At 72.4% G+C, this 14,150-nt stretch carries 16 protein-coding genes and 1 tRNA gene; 6 read left to right on the top strand and 11 right to left on the bottom strand.

Annotated elements, in window-relative coordinates:
• The 6 genes from AB0D28_RS04950 to AB0D28_RS04925 all read right to left on the bottom strand — a co-directional run.
• On the bottom strand, window positions 1–827 hold an 827-nt coding region (locus tag AB0D28_RS04950; protein WP_357382288.1), incomplete at its 3' end, for a serine/threonine-protein kinase.
• Window position 828: 1 nt separating this feature from the next.
• The gene (locus AB0D28_RS04945; protein WP_357382286.1) at window positions 829–2,337 is read right to left on the bottom strand and encodes a penicillin-binding transpeptidase domain-containing protein; all 1,509 of its coding nucleotides are present in this window, start codon (window positions 2,335–2,337) and stop codon (window positions 829–831) included.
• Entirely contained in the window at window positions 2,334–3,824 is a 1,491-nt protein-coding gene (locus AB0D28_RS04940) for an FtsW/RodA/SpoVE family cell cycle protein (RefSeq protein WP_357382284.1), read from the bottom strand. The genes AB0D28_RS04945 and AB0D28_RS04940 overlap by 4 nt, the downstream gene beginning before the upstream one ends.
• Window positions 3,825–3,852: 28 nt before the next feature.
• Window positions 3,853–5,274, bottom strand: a complete 1,422-nt coding sequence (locus AB0D28_RS04935) for a protein phosphatase 2C domain-containing protein (protein ID WP_357382282.1) — start codon at window positions 5,272–5,274, stop codon at window positions 3,853–3,855.
• Complete coding sequence (locus AB0D28_RS04930) at window positions 5,271–5,756, bottom strand: FHA domain-containing protein (protein WP_128138039.1); 486 nt, start codon at window positions 5,754–5,756, stop codon at window positions 5,271–5,273. The genes AB0D28_RS04935 and AB0D28_RS04930 overlap by 4 nt, the downstream gene beginning before the upstream one ends.
• Window positions 5,757–5,762: 6 nt before the next feature.
• Window positions 5,763–6,551, bottom strand: coding sequence for a DUF3662 and FHA domain-containing protein (locus AB0D28_RS04925; RefSeq protein ID WP_026267912.1), 789 nt, complete (start codon window positions 6,549–6,551; stop codon window positions 5,763–5,765).
• A gap of 209 nt (window positions 6,552–6,760) precedes the next feature.
• On the opposite strand from AB0D28_RS04925, the gene AB0D28_RS04920 reads away from it, so the two are divergent.
• The 4 genes from AB0D28_RS04920 (at window position 6,761) to AB0D28_RS04905 (ending at window position 9,521) form a co-directional block, all read left to right on the top strand.
• A tRNA-Leu gene (locus tag AB0D28_RS04920) sits at window positions 6,761–6,846 on the top strand.
• Window positions 6,847–6,917: 71 nt separating this feature from the next.
• The gene (locus AB0D28_RS04915) at window positions 6,918–8,027 is read left to right on the top strand and encodes an NAD-dependent epimerase/dehydratase family protein (protein ID WP_357382279.1); all 1,110 of its coding nucleotides are present in this window, start codon (window positions 6,918–6,920) and stop codon (window positions 8,025–8,027) included.
• Window positions 8,024–8,830, top strand: coding sequence for a WecB/TagA/CpsF family glycosyltransferase (locus tag AB0D28_RS04910; RefSeq protein WP_357382277.1), 807 nt, complete (start codon window positions 8,024–8,026; stop codon window positions 8,828–8,830). The genes AB0D28_RS04915 and AB0D28_RS04910 overlap by 4 nt, the downstream gene beginning before the upstream one ends.
• A gap of 88 nt (window positions 8,831–8,918) precedes the next feature.
• Window positions 8,919–9,521, top strand: a complete 603-nt coding sequence (locus tag AB0D28_RS04905) for a hypothetical protein (protein WP_357382275.1) — start codon at window positions 8,919–8,921, stop codon at window positions 9,519–9,521.
• Here the strand turns inward: AB0D28_RS04905 and AB0D28_RS04900 are convergent.
• The 3 genes from AB0D28_RS04900 to AB0D28_RS04890 all read right to left on the bottom strand — a co-directional run bounded on the left by AB0D28_RS04900 (window position 9,489) and on the right by AB0D28_RS04890 (window position 11,109).
• Complete coding sequence (locus tag AB0D28_RS04900; protein WP_357382273.1) at window positions 9,489–9,887, bottom strand: hypothetical protein; 399 nt, start codon at window positions 9,885–9,887, stop codon at window positions 9,489–9,491. The two genes, AB0D28_RS04905 and AB0D28_RS04900, sit on opposite strands and share 33 nt — an antisense overlap.
• 149 nt (window positions 9,888–10,036) lie before the next feature.
• Window positions 10,037–10,258, bottom strand: coding sequence for a DUF397 domain-containing protein (locus AB0D28_RS04895; RefSeq protein WP_357382271.1), 222 nt, complete (start codon window positions 10,256–10,258; stop codon window positions 10,037–10,039).
• A complete protein-coding gene (locus tag AB0D28_RS04890; protein ID WP_357382270.1) occupies window positions 10,228–11,109 on the bottom strand; it encodes a helix-turn-helix transcriptional regulator in 882 nt (293 codons plus the stop codon). The genes AB0D28_RS04895 and AB0D28_RS04890 overlap by 31 nt, the downstream gene beginning before the upstream one ends.
• Window positions 11,110–11,721: 612 nt before the next feature.
• On the opposite strand from AB0D28_RS04890, the gene AB0D28_RS04885 reads away from it, so the two are divergent.
• Both AB0D28_RS04885 and AB0D28_RS04880 read left to right on the top strand, forming a co-directional pair.
• On the top strand, window positions 11,722–12,009 hold the full coding sequence (locus AB0D28_RS04885) for a hypothetical protein (protein WP_357382268.1): 288 nt from the start codon (window positions 11,722–11,724) through the stop codon (window positions 12,007–12,009).
• Between the two features lie 80 nt (window positions 12,010–12,089).
• Entirely contained in the window at window positions 12,090–12,545 is a 456-nt protein-coding gene (locus AB0D28_RS04880; RefSeq protein ID WP_357382266.1) for a hypothetical protein, read from the top strand.
• 27 nt (window positions 12,546–12,572) lie between these two features.
• On the opposite strand, the gene AB0D28_RS04875 is transcribed toward AB0D28_RS04880, so the two are convergent.
• Window positions 12,573–13,349, bottom strand: a complete 777-nt coding sequence (locus AB0D28_RS04875) for a PASTA domain-containing protein (protein WP_357382264.1) — start codon at window positions 13,347–13,349, stop codon at window positions 12,573–12,575.
• 97 nt (window positions 13,350–13,446) lie between these two features.
• Window positions 13,447–14,109: a PASTA domain-containing protein gene (locus AB0D28_RS04870; protein WP_357382262.1), complete on the bottom strand. Its 663-nt coding sequence runs from the start codon at window positions 14,107–14,109 to the stop codon at window positions 13,447–13,449.
• Window positions 14,110–14,150: the final 41 nt, after the last annotated feature.

The following is a 14,150-nucleotide window of genomic DNA, read 5'->3' as shown; positions in this document are numbered from 1 at the left end:
GCCGCCTGGGAGAGCGCGAGCTTGGCCTGCCGGGCGATGCTCGCCAGCGCGGCGGCACTGGGCCAGCGCGCGGCCGGATCCTTCGCCATGGACCGCTCGACGATCGCACGCACCTGCGGCGGGATGTCGGGCGGAAGCGCACGTGGAGCGTCCCGCACGTGCTTCATGGCGATTTCGAGGGGGTTGTCCCCCTCGAACGGGCGGCGGCCGGCCAGGCACTGGTACGCGACCACGCCCAGCGCGTAGACGTCCGAGGCGGGGGTGGCGACCGCACCGGTGGCCTGCTCCGGCGAGATGTACGACGCGGTGCCGAGCACCGACCCGGCGGCGGTGAGCTGGCCGATCAGGTCCGAGCGGGCGATGCCGAAGTCGGTGAGCACGAGCGTGCCGTTCGGCCGGACCAGCAGGTTGCCGGGCTTCACGTCGCGGTGCACGATGCCCTTCTCGTGCGCCGCGTGCAACGCGTCGGCGGCTTGCGCCAGCAGGGCCATCGTGCGGGCCGGGGTCAGCCGGCCGACCCGGCTGAGCGTGGCGGAGAGCGCGTCGCCCTCGACGTACTCCATCACCAGGAACGCGATGTGCTGGTCGCTGCCGAAGTCGTAGACGTCGACCACGCCGGGGTGGTTGATGGTGGCCATGGTCCGGGCCTCACCGCGGAACCGCTCGGCGAAGCCCGGTTCGTCGAGCAGCGCGGGGAGCAGGCTCTTGACCGCGACGGTACGGCCCAGCACCTGGTCGGTGCCGCGCCACACGTCACCCATGCCACCGCTGGCGATCCGCTCGTCGAGGCGGTAGCGGTTGCCCAGCTTCACTCCCGGGGCGAGCACGTCAGCGCCTCCCGGAGTCCGCGATGGCCGCCGCCATGATCCGGCCGGCGATGCGGGCCGCCTCGGCGCTGCCGCCGCTGCCCGCCTGCTCCAGCTCGACGCAGACCGCGGAGAGCGGCGTGCCGTCCTTGTCCAGCGCGAAGCCGATGAACCAGCCGTGGTCCGGGGTGTTCGGGCCGGACTCGGCGGTACCGGTCTTGCCGCCCACCACGAAGCCGTCGACGGCGGCCCGGCGGCCGGTGCCCTCCTTCACCACGTTCTGCATCATGTCGCGCAGGTCGGCGGCGACCTGGCCGCTGATCGGGCGGCGCAGCTCGCGCGGCTGGGCGGCGTCGTAGACGGTGGTGCGGTCCGGCCCGAGCAGCTGCTTGACCAGGTAGGGACGCATCTGCTTGCCGTCCTTGTTGGCCACCGCGGCGGCGATCAGCGCGCCCTGCAGCGGCGTCATCCGCACGTTGTTCTGGCCGATCGACGACTGCGCCAGCGCCGCCGGGTCGGTGCTGCCGTCCGGGTTCTGCATGTCGCCGGTGCGGCTGGCCGCCACCGGCAGGCCGCCCTCGCCGAGCTGGCCGACGTTGAGGTCCTCCTGCTCGAAGCCGAACTGCTTGGCCTTCTCCTTGACCTTGTCCGCGCCGAGGCGGACGCCGAGCTGGGCGAAGCCGGTGTTGCAGGACTCGGTGACCGCCTCGCGCAGCGTGACCTGGGACTCGGGGCAGATCGACGGCGCGGCGTTGCGGATCGGCTGGCCGGCGCCGGGCGCGGTGTAGCTGGAACCGGCCGGGATGCGGGTCTGCTGCCCGACGCCGTTCTCCAGCGCCGCCGCCGCCATGATGATCTTGAAGGTGGAGCCCGGCGGCAGCGTCTCGGACAGCGCCCGGTTCGCCAGCGGCCGGTCCTTGTCCTTCTCCAGCGTGTTGTACGCCCGGTCCGCCTCGGTGCTGTTGTGGCTGGCCAGCGGGTTCGGGTCGAAGCTCGGCATGGACACCAGCGCCTGCACCGCGCCGGTACGCGGGTCGATCGCGATGGCCGCGCCCTTCTTCGCGCCGACCTGGTTGTCGTTCAGTTGCTTGTACGCCGTCTCCTGGGCCCGCTTGGAGAGCGTCAGCAGCACGTTGCCGCCACCGGTCTCGTCCCCGGTGAACATGTCCTTGATCCGGCTGGCGATGAGCGCGTCGCTGGTGCCGGCCAGGAAGTCGTTCTCCACCCGCTCGATGCCGCTCGCGCTGCCGTTCACCGGCTTCCAGCCGAGCACGTGCGCGTACATCTCACCGCCCGGGTAGGTGCGCTGGTACTTCAGCTCACCGCCGGTCTCCTTGCTGAGCGCGTACGCGGTGCCGCCGACCTCGATGTTGCCGCGCTTGCGGTCGTACTCGGCGACCTGGACCCGGCCGTTGTAGTCGCTGTTGCGGTACTCGTCGGCCTTGTAGGCCTGGATCCAGTTCAGGTTCGCGAACAGCAGCCCGAACAGGACCATCACGACCACGCCGACGCGGCGCAGGGGGGCGTTCACGGCCGGATCACCTCCGTCGGGGCGCCGTGCAACTGCTCGGGCGGACCGCCGGCCGGCCGGGCTGCCGGACCGCCGCCACCGGTCACCGGACGGCGGGCACCGTCGGACACCCGCAGCAGCACGGCGATGAGCAGCCAGTTCGCCATCAGCGAGGAGCCACCGGCGGACAGGAACGGGGTGGTCTGACCGGTCAGCGGGATGAGCTTGCTGATGCCGCCGACGATCACGAAGACCTGGAGGCCCAGCGTGAACGCCAGACCACCGGCGAGCAGCTTGCCGAACGAGTCCCGCACCGCGAGCGCGGCCCGCAGGCCCCGCTCCACGATCAGCAGGTAGATCACCAGCAGCGCGGAGAGACCGAACAGGCCGATCTCCTCACCGATGCCGGCGAAGATGAAGTCCGTCTGCACCTCGGGCAGCAGCGCCGGCTGGCCCCCGCCCGGGCCGGCCCCGAACAGGCCGCCGGTGCCGAGCGTCAGCAGGCCCTGCACCAGCTGGTAGCCCCTGTCGTACGGCTCGGCGAACGGGTCCAGCCAGATCTGCGCCCGGTCGTAGAAGTTGGCGAACGGGCCGCCCACGGTGCTGCCCAGCACGTACGCCAGGTAGGCGCCGCCGAAGAACAGGATCAGGCCGATGAGCAGCCAGCTGACCCGCTCGGTGGCGATGTAGAGCGTCACCACGAACATGCCGAAGTAGAGCAGCGACGTGCCCAGGTCCTTCTCGAAGATCAGGACCAGGAGGCTGACCAGCCAGACCACGAGCACCGGGCCGAGGTCACGCCCGCGCGGGAAGTCGATGCCGAGCACCCGCCGGCTGGCGAGCGAGAGCACCTCGCGCTTGCGCACCAGGTAGTACGCGAAGAACGTGAGCAGGGCCAGCTTGGCGAACTCGCCGGGCTGGATGGAGAACCCGCCGAACTTGATCCACAGCTTGGCGCCGTTGATCTCGGAGAACCGGCTCGGCAGCACCGCCGGGATCATCACCAGCACGATGCCGGCCAGGCCCAGCGTGTACGCGTACCGGGACAGCGAACGGTGGTCGCGCAGGATCGCCAGCAGCCCGGCGGCGAGCACCACGGCGGCCAGCGTCCAGGCGAGCTGCCGGCCGCCGGTGCCGGCGAAGATGGCCAGGTCCTCCCGCTCCGCGGGGGTGGCCTTGGCCAGGTCGTACCGGCGCAGGAAGCCCACGCCGATGCCGTTGAGCAGGGCCACCGCCGGCAGCAGCGCCGGATCGGCGTACGGCGCGAGCCAGCGGATCACCAGGTGCAGGCCGAGGAAGACCAGCCCCAGCGCGGCGGCCGGGATCCAGAAGTCGGGCGTGATCGTGTCCAGCGCCTTCGCCTCGACCATCGCCGCGTACGCCGCCACGAGCACCATGGCGAGCAGGAGCAGGGACAGTTCGGCGTTACGCCGCGACCGGGCCAGGCGGTCGCCGGACTCCCCGCCCGTCGAAGCGGGCGAGGCGGCCGGTACGGCGGCTGCGGTCACGGATACGTCCTCGGGATCGAGCCGGCACTCACTCCGGCGACCGGCAACCCGCCGGGTCGGCCGGCGGAACGGTGTCGGAGGGTACGGCGTCGGGCGTGATGGTCGACGTCGGCGTGCCGGCGGGCGGCGCGGAGGGTACGGGGCTGCCGCTGAGCTGCGGGGTCAGCGCGTTCGGCGTCGCCGCCGTGCTCGGGCTGGTCAGGCCGGGCGACGGGTCGGGCGGACAGAGCGGCTTGAGGTTCGGGTTCGCCGGGTCCTCGCTGGTCAGCTCCGCCAGCCGACGCTCCGCGTCCGGCTCGTCGCGGGCCTGGATGCCCTGCTTCACCCGCTCCTGGGCGGCCAGGGTCAGGTCGTCGAGCCGGGCGTCGCTGCGCGCGTGCACGTCCGACAGGTCCAGCCCGGCGATCTGCCCGGGCACCCCGCGGAAGACCGCGAGCTGGCCGTCGTCGGTGGCGCCGACGTAGTACTGCCGCTGGGTGTACGTCCAGCCGCCCAACGCCGCGCCGCCGACGATCACCGCGAGCGCCAGCACCATCGCGACGGTGCGCAGCGGCCGGCGGCGACGCCGCTCGGGCTCGTCGTCGCGGTTGTCCACCGGTTCCTCGGGCGCGGGCGGCCGGGGTGCGGACAACGCCGAGGCGCGGGCCGCCGGGGTGGAGTCGTCGGCCGAGGTCGCCATGCCCCGGTCGCGGGCGGCGGCACCGCCGACGATCGGGGACGCCTCGACGATGTCCTGGTCGGTGGCGTCAGCGATGATCACGGTGATGTTGTCCGGGCCGCCGCCGCGCAGCGCGAGCTGCACCAGGCGTTCCACGCACCGCTGCGGGTCGGGGTACTCCCGCATGGTGTCCGCGATGGTCTCCGCGCTGACCACGCCGGAGAGCCCGTCGGAGCAGATCAGGTAGCGGTCACCGGGCAGCACCTGGCGGACGCTGTACTCCGGGTCGATGTCGCGGCCGTCGAGCGCCCGGGTGAGCAGCGAGCGCTGGGGGTGGCTGCTCGCCTCCTCCGCGCTGATCCGGCCCTCGTCGACGAGCATCTGGACGTACGTGTCGTCCTTGGTGATCTGCGCGAACTCGCCGTTGCGCAGGAGATAGGCCCGGGAGTCACCGATGTGGACCATGCCGAGCTTGCTGCCGGAGAAGAGGGTCGCGGTGAGCGTCGTGCCCATCCCCTCCAGCTGCGGGTTGGCGTCCACGGTGTCGCGGAGCTGCTGGTTGGCGGTGCCCACGGCGGAGCGGAGCGCGTCGACGAGGGCATCCCCGGGGACGTCCTCGTCGAGCGGCGCCATGGCACCGATGACGATGTTGCTGGCGACGTCACCGGCGGCCATGCCGCCCATGCCGTCGGCCACGGCGAGCAGCCGCGGTCCGGCGTAGACGGAATCCTGGTTACCGTCTCGGATCAGACCGCGGTCGCTGTGGGCCGCGTAGCGCAGGGTCAGAGTCATGGCCGTAATTCGAGGGAAGTGCGGCCGATCCGGATCGGCACGCCGAGGGGGACGGGGGTTGGTCCGGTGACCTTAGCGCGATCGAGATAGGTGCCGTTAGTCGATCCGAGGTCCTCGACGTACCACTGCCCGTCACGGGGCACCAGCCGGGCGTGTCGCGCCGAGGCGTAGTCGTCGGTGATCACCAGGGTCGAGTCCTCCGCCCGGCCGATGGTGATCTGGGCCTCTCCGAGCGTGATCCGGGTGCCGGCGAGCTGACCGGCGGTGACCACCAACTGGTGGGCGGCCCGGCCGCGCTTGGCCTTGGCCGGCTTCCCCGGCTGCCCGGTCGACGCGCCGATCCCCCGCGGCGCGGCCACCAGCTTGCCCGACCGGGCACCGGCGAAGAGGTCCCGGCGGATCACACCGACGACCGTGAACACGAAGATCCACAGCAGGATGAGGAACCCGAACCGGGCGACGGTGATGACGAGCTCCGGCAACGCGGATCAGCCGTCCACGCGGAAGGTCAGCGTCGTGGTGCCGAGCTGGATCATGTCGCCGGGGTTGAGGGCGACCGCCGACACCCGCTGGCCGTTGACCATGGTGCCGTTCGTGGAGCCCAGGTCGGTCAGCACCACCTGGCCGCCGTCGAAGTCGAGCCGGGCGTGGCGCCGGGAGATGCCGACGTCGGGCAGGCGCAGGTTGGCCTGGTCGCCGCGGCCGATCACGGTCGAGCCCATCTGGAGCGGGTAGGTGCGGCCGTCGCCGGAGACCAGGCGGACGTTGCGACCACCGCCGTGACCGGGCGGGGGGCCGTAGCCGCCACCCTGGTCGTACGCCGGGTAGGCCGGGCCGGCGTCGTAGCCGCCGGGCGCCGAGACGGGGGCGACGTCCCCGCCCGTGTAGACCTCGGCGGTGACCCGGAACATGCCGGTGTCCAGGCCCTCACCGCGTTCGACCTCGACGATCACGTCGCCGTAGACCGTCCACGCCTGCTCGCCGATGAACTCGGCCTGCGACTGGGCCAGCTCCTGGGCCAGCGCGGCAGCGTACGGCGCCAGCCGACTGTGGTCGTAGGGCGAGAGATCGATCACGTAGCGGTTGGGCACAAGGGTGCGCCCACCGGCCAGGATCGCCTTGTGCGCCTCGGCCTCCCGCTGCATGGCGTTGAGGATCTCCACGGGGTGGACCACCCCTTTGAAGACCTTGGCGAAGGCCCCCTCGACCAGGCCTTCCAGACGCTTCTCGAAGCGTTGCAGCACGCTCACCGGCTCCTCCTCGGGTCCCGAGGCAATGATGGTATCCGGACACCGCCTCCGCAGCTCACACGCCGCTCGGCCGGCTGCCGTCGGCCCGTTCGTGACCAGGCCCGCGGACGTGCTAAAGTTTCGCCCGCCACGAGCGGTGATCGTTCGTGGCGTGGCCAGTGGACAGCGTAATATGTCCCGGCACCCGCCGCAGATGGCGGGCGCGGGATGCGATATGGTGTTCCGGGTCGTGCCACGGGGATGTGGCGGAATGGCAGACGCGCACGGTTCAGGTCCGTGTGTCCGAAAGGACGTGGGGGTTCAACTCCCCCCATCCCCACCAGGACAAGGGCTCCGCATACAGCGGGGCCCTTGCTTCGTATCGGGGCGTTCCGGACGTCACGCTATGCTCCGATGGTTTCCCTGCCTCCCACGGACCAGGAGTGGCGTGTGACTGTCGCGTTGGTGACCGGTTCCGGCGGTCTGATCGGCTCCGAGGCGGCCCGGCACTTCGCCGGACTGGGTCTCGACGTGGTCGGCATCGACAACGACATGCGGCGGTACTTCTTCGGCGAGGACGGCTCCACAGCCTGGAGCCTGGACCGGCTCGCCGCCGACCTCGGCTCCGCGTACACCCACCACGCCGTCGACATCCGCGACCGCGACGGGCTGGAGCAGGTCTTCAAGCGGTACGGCAAGGACATCGCCGTGGTGATCCACAGCGCGGCCCAGCCGAGCCACGACTGGGCCGCCAAGGAGCCGTTCACCGACTTCGACGTGAACGCCGGCGGCACGCTCAACGTGCTGGAGAACACCCGGCGGCACGCGATCGAGGCGCCGTTCATCCACTGTTCCACCAACAAGGTTTACGGCGACCGGCCCAACTCGCTCCCGCTGATCGAGCTGGACACGCGTTACGAGCTGCCCGAGGACCACCGCTGGTACGACGGCATCACCGAGGACATGTCGATCGACGAGTCGCTGCACTCGATCTTCGGCGCCTCGAAGGTCGCCGCCGACGTGATGGTCCAGGAGTACGGCCGCTACTTCGACATGAAGACCGCCTGCTTCCGGGGCGGCACGCTGACCGGCCCGGCGCACTCCGCCGCCGAGCTGCACGGCTTCCTGGCGTACCTGATGCGCTGCGTGATGGAGGGCCGGACGTACAACCTCTTCGGTTACAAGGGGAAGATGGTCCGGGACGCGATCCACTCGCACGACGTGCTGACCGCGTTCGAGGCGTTCTTCCGCGAACCGCGCTCGGCCCAGGTCTACAACCTCGGTGGCGGCCGGCACTCGAACACCTCGCACATCGAGGCGTTCCGGGTCGCCCAGGAGATCACCGGCCGCGAGGCCCGGATCAACTACGTCGAGCAGGCCCGCACCGGCGACCACCAGTGGTACGTCAGCAGCATGGCCCGGTTCGAGGAGCACTACCCGTCCTGGAAGATCACGTACGACGTGCCGATGATCCTCCGCGAGATCTACGAGGCGAACGCCGACAAGTGGGTACCGAAGGCATGACCACCGGGACCAAGCGCAACGTGCTCGGCGTGGGCGTCGACGCGACCGACTACGCCCGGGCCACCGAGGCGGTGGTGGCCGCCGCGCACGAGCGCCGCCCGCTGGCGCTCACCGCGCTGGCCGTGCACGGCGTGATGACAGGCGTGCTCGACCCGGCGCACAACGCCCGGCTCAACTCCTTCGACGTGGTCACCCCGGACGGGCAGCCGGTGCGCTGGGCGCTCAACCTGCTGCACGGCGCCGGGCTCACCGACCGCGTCTACGGCCCGGAGCTGACCCTGCGGGTGCTCGCCCGGTTCGCCGAGGAAGGGCTGCCGGTCTACCTCTACGGCTCCACCGAGGAGACGCTGTCCCGGCTGGTGCCGGCGCTGGAGCGCAAGTTCCCCGCGCTGAAGATCGCCGGGGTGGAGCCGTCCAAGTTCCGGGCCGTCGCACCGGGCGAGGACGCCGAGATCGCCGACCGGATCCGGGCCAGCGGCGCCCGCCTCGTCCTGGTCGGGCTGGGCTGCCCGCGCCAGGAGGTCTTCGCGTACGCCATGCGCCCGCTGCTGGACATGCCGCTGATGGCTGTCGGCGCGGCCTTCGACTACCACGCCGGCCTGCTGCGCAACCCGCCACCGTGGATGCAGCGCGCCGGACTGGAGTGGTTCTGGCGGCTCGGTCTGGAGCCCAAGCGCCTGTGGCGCCGGTACGTCATCCTCAACCCCGCCTACCTGGCCCGGCTCGCCGCCCAGAAGACCGGGCTGTGGAAGGCCACCCCGCCGGCGCCGGCCACCGGGCGTCCCACCACGTTCGACGTCTGAGCCCTCGACCCCTACGGGCCCGGGTACGGGACGAACCGGGGTGCCGTCCCGGATTCGGCGAGCGCCGGAACGGGCAAGGCTAGGGGGCATGGATGACCGTCTCGCCGTGCTGCTTCCCGTCGCCGCCGTCTGGCTCGCCGCCGGACTGGTCGCGGAGGGCCTGCCCGGGCTCGACCGCGCCCGGGCGCTGCGCCGGCGTACCGGATGGTTGTCCGCCCTGGTGCTGACCGGCCTCGCGCTCACCGCGGCGGTCCTCGCCGCGGGCCTGCAACGCGCCGACGGCACCACTGTCGACCGGGCCGCCGCCGCGCTCGGGGTCGCGGCGCTGCCGGCGGCCGTGGTGGCGGTCTGCACGGTACGGCGGGTCCGGCGGCTGCGGTCCGGCGCGGGCGCGTTCGCGGCGGCGCCGGGCACGCCCGCCCCGCACGGGCTGCGCGCGGCGGCGGCGCACCCGCTGATCGCGCTGCCGCTCCAGGCGACGGCGATCGCGGTGCTGGTGGCGGTGCTGCCGTCGGTCGGGATCGACCTGTTCGCCGCGCCGGGCGTCGCCGGACCGGTGATCACCGTCGGAGTGCTGGGCGTCTGCGCGATCGGGGTACGCCACGCGCTGCGGCACAACCGGCTCGCCGAGCGGGCGATGCCGGCCGCCGAGACGGTGTCAGCGCGACCGGCTCGCGCCCTGCACGTATAGCAGTTCCAGGATCGCGCGGGTCGCCTCGAACCAGCGGTCCAGCCAGCCGGGCGGGGGCACGCTGCCCTTCGGGGGCAGCTCCATCAGCAGGCCGCGCAGCAGCGGGTGGTCCACCAGGGACTCCTGCTGCTCGACCGGCCAGCCGCTCGGCGGGAAGGACGGCTCGGTGAGCGGGTTCGGGTCCAGCGACGGCAGGGACAGCGGCGCCGCGGCCTGCTCGGGGACGCCACCCTCGCGCGGGTCGTCGCCGTCGCCGGAGACCACCTCGGTGAGGACGGTGTCCCGGCGGGCCCCCCGGTACTTGCCACCGAACCGCTCCGGCTTGCCCGGGCCGCTGGTGAGGTTCTCTGAACCGATCGTCGTCATCCGTCTCGCCTGCCTCGTTCGGTTGCCGATCTGTGCGGTTCAACGAGGCGGATCGGAACTGGCGACGGGTGCCCGCCACCGCGCGGGCCCGCGAACGCGAATGGTCCCGCCCGGCGGCGCTGCCGGGCGGGACCACACTTCGGTGCCGGTCAGCTCCGGCTGAACGCGCCGTTGCGCGCGCGGGCGACGAAGGCGTGCCAGTCACCCGGGGCGAAGACCAGGGCCGGGCCGGCCTTGTCCTTCGAGTCCCGCACTCCGACCGCCCCGGTCACGTACGCGACCTCGACGCAGTTGTCGCAGTTCGGCCCGCTCTTCGAGCTCTTGAACCACGTCGCCTGCGTCAGGTCCACGGGGAACTCCTTGGTCGCCATTTCCACAGTGGCTCCTCTGCCAGTCTCGCGATGTGTGCGACGGACTCCTCCGGAAGCATGGCCGCTGCTCGAATGTGATCGAAGATGAAGCTGTACTTCTGAAGTTCGTCGCTCTTCTCCAGGAAGAGCCCACCCGTGGCGTTCTCCGCGTACACGACATCGGGATCACTCGGCTCGGGGAAACTGAGAATGGTGAAGGTCCCGTCCATGCCGGCGTGCGCTCCCACCTCGAAGGGCAGGACCTGCACCGTCACGTTCGGCAGTTCGGCCACCTCCACCAACCGCTTGAGCTGACCACGCATCACCGCGTCGCCGCCAACCGGCCGGCTCAGCACCGCCTCATCGAGCACCACCCACAGATCGACCGGATCGTCCTGCGTCAACAACGACTGACGGCCCAGACGGACACGCACCCGTTGGTCGACCTGATCGTCGGTGATGTCCGGCCGGGCCGCGCGGATCATCGCGCCGGCGTACTCCTCGGTCTCCAGCAGCCCCGGCACCACCTGCTGCTCGTACGTGCGGATCGAGCCGGCCGCGGCCTCCAGGCCGACGTACGCGCCGACGAGCACCGTGCTGTACGGATGCCACCAGCCCTTCTGCCGGGCCTCCCGGGCGATCTGCACCAGCTCGTCGCTCTCCGCGCCGACGATGCCGTAGATCCGGAGCATGTCGCGCACGTCGCGCGGGGTCGCGGTGGTGTGGCCGGTCTCGATCCGGGAGATCTTGGACGCGGAGCACTCCAGCTGCTCGGCGACCACCTCTATGGTGATGCCCGCCGCCTCCCGCTGCCGGCGGAGTTCCGCACCCAGCCGCCGTCGCCGGATGGTGGGGCTACGCCGTTCCGTCACGGCGCCATATATCGGCTGGCGGGACCACGATTCACAGTCACCCGGCTACCTCCGGTCGGTCGCGCCCCGGTTCGGCACCCACCGCGGGCGCGACCGGGGGCGGCGGGCGAACGTTCGCGGCAGGGGTGGTGCCGGTCGTCGACCGGCCGCGACGGGCGAAACCGGCGTCCAGTGTGCCGTTCTGGTACCTGACGCTTCAAGTATCGCCGATTGCGTGTCCGACTCACCTATCGGCAAAACTCTACGTGCAACTTGCATGTCGCACGTCCCTGATGCAGGCTGTCCGTATGGCACGGGTTACTCACCGTCTTCGCTTGATCTCCGGGCGTGGTGGCACCACGGTCCGCGGGACAGCCGGAGGGGGGCCGTCCCGCGCCGTGCGACCTGCCCCGGAATGAAGACCCCGTCGCTGCACGCCAGCTTGGCTGCGGCGACGGGAGCGGTAACCGGGAGCAGCCGGGTGATGGTCGGGTGGCGGTCCGCCACCGCGGGTACGGCCCGACCACCACCGACCCACAGACCGCCGGTCCACGAGGCAGACCCCCGTCACCGGACCGCACCGACCCGATCCGCCTCGCCGGTCCCGGCCGGCCGACCATCCCAGGAGCCCATGTGCTTCCCCGCTCCGGTGACGTACTGCACGTGACTCGCGCGGCGAGTGTCCAGTTCCTCAGACCGATCATGTTCCGGGTCATCCGGGTGCTCGACTGGCCGACCTACGACGGTTGGCTCTGGCTCGAAGGCTACGAGCTGAACGCGGCGGGGGACGCGGTCAGCCGGCGGTCGATCTTCGTACTCGGGGAGGGGTTGCGGCAGCTCCAGGCCGCGCCGGCTCCGCGTCAGCACACCGTGCGGACGGCCCGCCGCCCGGTGGTCCGGACTCCGGTCCGGGTCGGCTGACCTGACGATTCCCGGCCGGGAGGGCGTGCCGTCGCCATAGAATCGGTACGCCCACCCCGGCACGTTCCACCCCGCGCGCCATGGACCCCGAACCTGGGATGGTCATGGTCAATCTGCCCGCCGCGCGGCGGCACCACCGCTCCCGTGTCGGCTATGCCCTCGGGCTCTTCCTCTTCCTCGTCACCGCGACAGCACTAGCGCTCGCGGTACGCCACCCCGCCTTCTCCGCCACCCAGCAGCTCGCCGAGCCGGTGCCGGCCCCGGAGATCACCGTGGCCGGTGAGGGCGCCCGAACAGAGTCCGACACGGCCGGTTCCGACGCGGCCGACGACCCGGACGGCTGGGCCGCCACCGACACCTCGCAGGACGAGGACGAGCCGTCCGCGGGCACCGGAGGCGGCGAGGGCACGCTGGCCGAGCGGCCGGCCGCCGGCACCGACGACCTCAGCCGGTCGCTGTTCTACTCCGGGCTGCTCGGGCTCGCCATCTCGCTGGCCGGGCTGGGCCTGGTCGGCACCCGCAGACGCCAGTGGTGACCGTGCCGAGCCTCGGCGCCGTGGATATCAGGGCGTCGTGGTCGTCGCCGGAGCGGAGCCCGGCGTGCTCGGGCCGCTCGTCGGCGGAGCGGGTACGGCCACCACGATGGTGACCCGATCGTCCTCACCCACCGGGTAACCGGCCTCCGGATCGGTGGCGATCACCGTGCCGGCCGGGCGGTCCGACGCCCGCCGCTGCACCCGGTAGTCCACGTCCAGCCGATCGAGCGCCGCGCGGGCGGCGGCCTCCGGCAGCCCCACGAGCGGCGGCATCGGCACCTCGACCGGCGCGGTGGTGGCCGGCGTGCTCGGCGGTGAACTGCTCGGCGCGGCACTCGTCGGGGCGGCGGTCGTCGGGGCGGCGCTCGTCTGCGCCGGAGGGCTCGGCAGCGGCGGCCCCGGATCGGAGTCCCGGTCGGCGGCGCGCAACGCCAGCCACACCCCCACCCCGATCAACGCGAGCAGCAGCAGCGCCAGGACGCCGAGCAGGATCGGCATCCACCAGCGGCGCCCGGCCTGCTCCTCGGCGTACCACTCGCTCCCGGGCTCGGGATAGCCCGCCGGCCGTGGTGGCGGCACCCCGGCCCGGCCGGACCAGGCACCCACCGGTTCCTGCGGAGTGGTGGCGTCGAGCGGACGGCCCGGCGCCGGTGGCCCGCCCGGTCCGGCCGGGCCGCCGGGCAGCGGGCGGGTGGCGTCGCCCGCATCCCGGGGCAGCGGGCGGGTGGCATCGCCCGCATCCCGGGGCAACGCCCGGGTCGCGTCCGCGTCACCGGCGGGTGGTTCCTGACGGTCGTCGCTCATGGCACGTCCTTTCCCCACCGGGACGGGGCGCACGGCCCTCGATCGTCCACCGTAGCGGGCCCCGGCCCGCCCGGCCGGGATCAGCGCGCCGCGCTCGTCAGGGAGTCGGCGACGGGGACGCCGTCGGCGACGTGGACGCCGTGCCGCCGCAGGTGAGCGTGACCTGGTCGTTCCACCGGGCGGCGCCGCCCGCCACCGGATCCTGGGCCGTGACCGGACCCTCGCGGCCGGTGGCGTACCGGGGATAGAGCCCGGCGTCCACCAGATCGTCTGCGGCGTCGGAGCAGGACAGCGCGCCCACGTCGGGCACGGCGACAGCCGGCGCCGGGCCGGAGACCCACACCGTGACGGTGATGCCGCGCTTCACCGGGGTGCCGGGCGCCGGTGAGGCGCGCTCCACCGTTCGTCCGGTGCCCGTACCGAAGACCAGTCGCCAGCCGAGCCGGCGCTCGCGCAGGTCCCGGCGGGCCTGCTCGAAGTCGGCACCCACCACCTCGGGCACCGTGAGCCCGGCCGGTGCGCTCGTGCGCGTACCGGTGGGCGAGGCGGTGGCGGTCGGCGACGCTGAGGCCGACGTGGGCGTGGCACCGACCGGTGGTGTGGTGCCGGGCGCGGCCTGGCGCTCCGGTTCGCCGGCCAGGATCCACCCGACGCTGGCGCCGATCACCGCCAGCAGGACCACGGCCAGGCCACCGCCGAGGAGCAGCCTGGGCCGCCCCGGCCGGGTGCCGTCGTCTGCCGGTTGCCGCTCGTCCGTCATGTTCCCCCGCCCGATCATCGACGACCGTATCCGTTGCCGCC

The organism is Micromonospora sp. NPDC048169 (genome assembly GCF_040652815.1).
Classification (GTDB): domain Bacteria; phylum Actinomycetota; class Actinomycetes; order Mycobacteriales; family Micromonosporaceae; genus Micromonospora.
Note: the sequence above shows the minus strand (reverse complement) of the source record. Positions and strands in the feature narration are given on the sequence as shown.

Excerpts from the sequence above, each read along its gene's own strand:
- AB0D28_RS04900 (WP_357382273.1), bottom strand. The coding sequence starts at position 9,887 with ATGACGACGATCGGTTCAGAGAACCTCACCAGCGGCCCGGGCAAGCCG.
- AB0D28_RS04880 (WP_357382266.1), top strand. The coding sequence starts at position 12,090 with ATGGACCCCGAACCTGGGATGGTCATGGTCAATCTGCCCGCCGCGCGG.
- AB0D28_RS04895 (WP_357382271.1), bottom strand. The coding sequence starts at position 10,258 with ATGGCGACCAAGGAGTTCCCCGTGGACCTGACGCAGGCGACGTGGTTC.
- AB0D28_RS04915 (WP_357382279.1), top strand. The coding sequence starts at position 6,918 with ATGGTTTCCCTGCCTCCCACGGACCAGGAGTGGCGTGTGACTGTCGCG.
- AB0D28_RS04935 (WP_357382282.1), bottom strand. The coding sequence starts at position 5,274 with ATGACTCTGACCCTGCGCTACGCGGCCCACAGCGACCGCGGTCTGATC.
- AB0D28_RS04910 (WP_357382277.1), top strand. The coding sequence starts at position 8,024 with ATGACCACCGGGACCAAGCGCAACGTGCTCGGCGTGGGCGTCGACGCG.
- AB0D28_RS04905 (WP_357382275.1), top strand. The coding sequence starts at position 8,919 with ATGGATGACCGTCTCGCCGTGCTGCTTCCCGTCGCCGCCGTCTGGCTC.
- AB0D28_RS04875 (WP_357382264.1), bottom strand. The coding sequence starts at position 13,349 with ATGAGCGACGACCGTCAGGAACCACCCGCCGGTGACGCGGACGCGACC.
- AB0D28_RS04870 (WP_357382262.1), bottom strand. The coding sequence starts at position 14,109 with ATGACGGACGAGCGGCAACCGGCAGACGACGGCACCCGGCCGGGGCGG.